This window comes from Oerskovia sp. NPDC056781 (assembly GCF_042789955.1).
Lineage (GTDB): Bacteria > Actinomycetota > Actinomycetes > Actinomycetales > Cellulomonadaceae > Oerskovia > Oerskovia rustica.
Genome location: NZ_JBHUAD010000323.1, coordinates 1 through 3,530, shown reverse-complemented (window position 1 = coordinate 3,530; position 3,530 = coordinate 1). Strand labels below are relative to the sequence as shown.

At 71.5% G+C, this 3,530-nt stretch carries 3 protein-coding genes; 2 read left to right on the top strand and 1 reads right to left on the bottom strand.

Annotated features, from left to right (window positions below):
* Window positions 1-177: 177 nt before the first annotated feature.
* Entirely contained in the window at window positions 178-465 is a 288-nt protein-coding gene (locus tag ACFRCR_RS17785; protein ID WP_377679421.1) for a WhiB family transcriptional regulator, read from the bottom strand.
* A gap of 211 nt (window positions 466-676) precedes the next feature.
* Between ACFRCR_RS17785 and ACFRCR_RS17780 the strand changes: the two genes are divergently transcribed.
* Window positions 677-1,813, top strand: a complete 1,137-nt coding sequence (locus tag ACFRCR_RS17780) for a MerR family transcriptional regulator (RefSeq protein WP_377679419.1) — start codon at window positions 677-679, stop codon at window positions 1,811-1,813.
* Between the two features lie 105 nt (window positions 1,814-1,918).
* Window positions 1,919-3,442: an IMP dehydrogenase gene (gene guaB, locus ACFRCR_RS17775; protein ID WP_377679417.1), complete on the top strand. Its 1,524-nt coding sequence runs from the start codon at window positions 1,919-1,921 to the stop codon at window positions 3,440-3,442.
* The last annotated feature ends 88 nt before the right edge of the window (window positions 3,443-3,530 follow it).

Sequence of the window (3,530 nt, the reverse complement as noted above, 5' to 3'; positions counted from 1 at the left end):
GCCCTTCGTCGTGTCCGGTGCCGGCGGGATCTCGAGGCCGGCGCGGGCGCCGGGGACGTGTGGTGGGTACTGACGGCTGACGGCTGCCGACGGTGGCGGCACGTCTGCGAGGTGTGGACTGCGCGGTGCGGTCTACGCGGTGCGGACCGACGGGACGCGGACCGACGGGACGACCCGTCAGCTGGTCTTCGCGACGCCGGCCAGGATCGCGGCGCGCTCGTCCTCGCTGAGGCCGCCCCAGACCCCGTAGGGCTCGCGGACCTTGAGCGACTGCTCGCGGCACTGCATCATCACCGGGCACGAGGCGCAGATCGCCTTGGCCGCTTCGGCGCGTCGTCGTCGGGTCGAGCCTCGCTCGCCCTCCGGGTGGAAGAACAGGGTGTCGTCCTGGTCGCGGCACGAGCCCTGGTACTGCCATTCCCACAGTTCCATGACCGGTCCGGGGAGCCTCGAGATCTCTGTCATGGAGCACAACCTACAAGCGTTGCAGAAGTTGTTCAAGTGGCTGACGTGGGCAACTTCGTGAACCGGTTCTTGGTGGTCTGCATCGATTTGCGTCAGGAGTGACGCGAACCGCACTCGTTTCAGGAGTGATTCAGTCGATCCGGTCATCACGGACTGAGACACGCCGCGTCCGAAGTGGCGAGCGGCTGGACCGGTCGGCAGAATCGGGTGCATGACTTCACTCCGGTCCGCCCCGAACCCCGGCGGGCCCCGACGGAAGGCGACCGAGGCACCAGCTCTCGCCGTCGCGGCCGTCGCCAAGAGGCTGGGCGTCGCCCCGGCCACCCTCCGCACCTGGGACCGTCGGTACGGTCTCGGGCCCTCCGAGCACACCGCCGGTTCCCACCGGCGGTACACCGCCGACGACGTCGCACGCCTCGTCATCATGCGTCGCCTGACGCTCGAGGGGGTCGCCCCGGTCGACGCCGCGCGCGCGGCGCTCGACGCCGACGAGGACGAGCTGGCCCTCGAGATCGAGGTCGGGGACAGCGACGACACCGACGACGCCGACAGCACCGAGCGTTCCGACGACGGCGACGGCGACCCCGAGCCGGGCGAGGCCCCCTCCCCGGCGGCCGACACCCCGTCCGGCGGCGTGCGGCTCCTGCGCTCGGTGCCACGGACGGCCGACGACGAGCCGGTGCGTCTCGGTGCTCCGCGCCCGACGAGCGTGTCCGACGTCGTGGACGCCGCCATCGCGTTCGACCAGAAGAAGTGCGACCAGCTCCTGCGCATCGCCCCCGGCACCGACCCCGGCCACTGGTGGTCGACGCTCGTCGAGCCTGCACTGCACCGCATCGCCGAGCGCACGTTCCTCGCGTCCCCGGGCGAGATGCCCGAGGTCGTGTTCTCCAACGCGACGCTCGCCGCCCTGCGCGAGTACACGCACGCGTCCGAGGAGGCGCTCGTCGCGGGAGGCGGTCCGCCGCCCAACCACCCGAGCCGTATGCGCCGGATCGTCCTGATCTTCGCCGCCCCGGGGGAGCAGGTGCCGCTCGCGGCGCACGCCCTGGCCGCGGCGCTCGGCGCCCAGGGGGCCATGGCGCGTATCGTCACGGGCTCGGCCACGGCGCACCGCTCGCTCGAGCTCGTCACCATGGTCCGCCCAGCGGCCATCGCGGTGGTGACCATGCAGCCCAGGCCCGTGCTCGACGTCGTGCACACCCTGCACGAGGCCAACCCGGACCTGCCGATCTTCGTGGGCCTCGCGAACGACGAGGCCGCGGCGAGCCTGCCCTACGCCTCGACCGTCCAGCGCGTGCGCAGCTTCACCGGACTGCTCCACGAGGCCCTCGCCGTCGTGCGGTGACCTGCGCCACGCGCAGGCTCCCGGCCGTCTCCCGGCCGTCACCCGGCTGTCCCAGTGGCGGGACGGCCGGGAATATGCAGGAGGCCCTGAGCGTAGAATCTTGATGTGACCGACTCTCTCGCAGCCCCCGCACACGACCCCTTCGGCTTCACCGGACTGACGTACGACGACGTCCTCCTGCTCCCGAACGAGACGGACGTCATCCCGAGCGAGGTCGACACGACCGCCCGGCTGACGCGCGAGATCACCATGTCCGCACCGCTGCTGTCGGCCGCGATGGACACCGTGACCGAGTCGCGCATGGCGATCGCGATGGCCCGCCAGGGCGGGATCGGCATCATCCACCGCAACCTGTCGGTCGAGGCGCAGGCCAAGGAGGTCGACCTCGTCAAGCGGTCCGAGTCCGGCATGATCACCGACCCCGTCACGGTCGGCCCCGAGGCCACGCTCGCCGAGCTCGACGCGCTGTGCGGCCAGTACCGGGTGTCCGGTCTGCCCGTCGTCGAGCCCGACGGCACGCTCGTCGGCATCATCACGAACAGGGACCTGCGGTTCGTCAACCCCGCCGACTTCGCCAAGCGGCGCGTGTTCGAGATCATGACCCCCATGCCCCTCGTGACGGCTCCGATCGGCATCGCGCGCGACGACGCAGCCGCCCTCCTGGCCAAGCACAAGATCGAGAAGCTCCCGCTCATCGACGCCGAGGGCCGACTGGGCGGTCTCATCACCGTCAAGGACTTCGTCAAGACCGAGCAGTACCCCGGGGCGACCAAGGACGGCGAGGGTCGTCTGCGGGTGGGCGCCGCGATCGGGTTCTTCGGCGACGCGTGGGCCCGTGCGACCGCGCTCGCGGAGGCCGGCGTGGACGTCCTGGTCGCCGACACCGCGAACGGCCACGCGCGCCTCCTGCTCGACATGATCCGCAAGCTCAAGGCGGACCCGGCGTTCAAGGACGTCCAGGTCGTCGGCGGCAACGTCGCGACCCGCGCGGGCGCGCAGGCGCTCGTCGACGCCGGGGCGGACGGCGTCAAGGTCGGCGTCGGTCCGGGCTCGATCTGCACGACCCGCGTCGTCGCGGGCGTCGGCGTCCCCCAGGTCACCGCGATCTACGAGGCCTCGCTCGCGTGCCGTCCGGCCGGTGTCCCGGTCATCGGCGACGGCGGCCTGCAGTACTCGGGCGACATCGCGAAGGCGCTCGTCGCGGGCGCGGACACGGTCATGCTCGGCTCGCTCCTCGCGGGCTGCGACGAGAGCCCCGGCGACCTCGTGTTCGTCAACGGCAAGCAGTACAAGCTCTACCGCGGCATGGGCTCGATCGGGGCCATGGCCTCCCGCGGCAAGAAGGTGTCCTACTCCAAGGACCGCTACTTCCAGGCAGACGTCGCGAGCGACGACAAGATCGTCCCCGAGGGCATCGAGGGACAGGTGCCCTATCGCGGCCCGCTCGGCGCCGTCGCGCACCAGCTCGTCGGTGGCCTGCACCAGTCGATGTTCTACGTCGGCGCGCACACCATCCCGCAGCTCCAGGAGCGTGGCAAGTTCGTGCGCATCACGCCGGCCGGGCTCAAGGAGTCGCACCCGCACGACATCCAGATGACGGTCGAGGCGCCCAACTACACGGGGCGCTGACCCCATCTGCACGGGGCGCTGACCTCGCGGCCCGGCAGGACCCCGGCGCCGGACGAGACAGCAGGACGGGCGCGACCCTCGCGAGGGT

Coding starts and splice junctions, on each gene's coding strand:
- ACFRCR_RS17785 (WP_377679421.1), bottom strand. CDS start 465: ATGACAGAGATCTCGAGGCTCCCCGGACCGGTCATGGAACTGTGGGAA.
- ACFRCR_RS17780 (WP_377679419.1), top strand. CDS start 677: ATGACTTCACTCCGGTCCGCCCCGAACCCCGGCGGGCCCCGACGGAAG.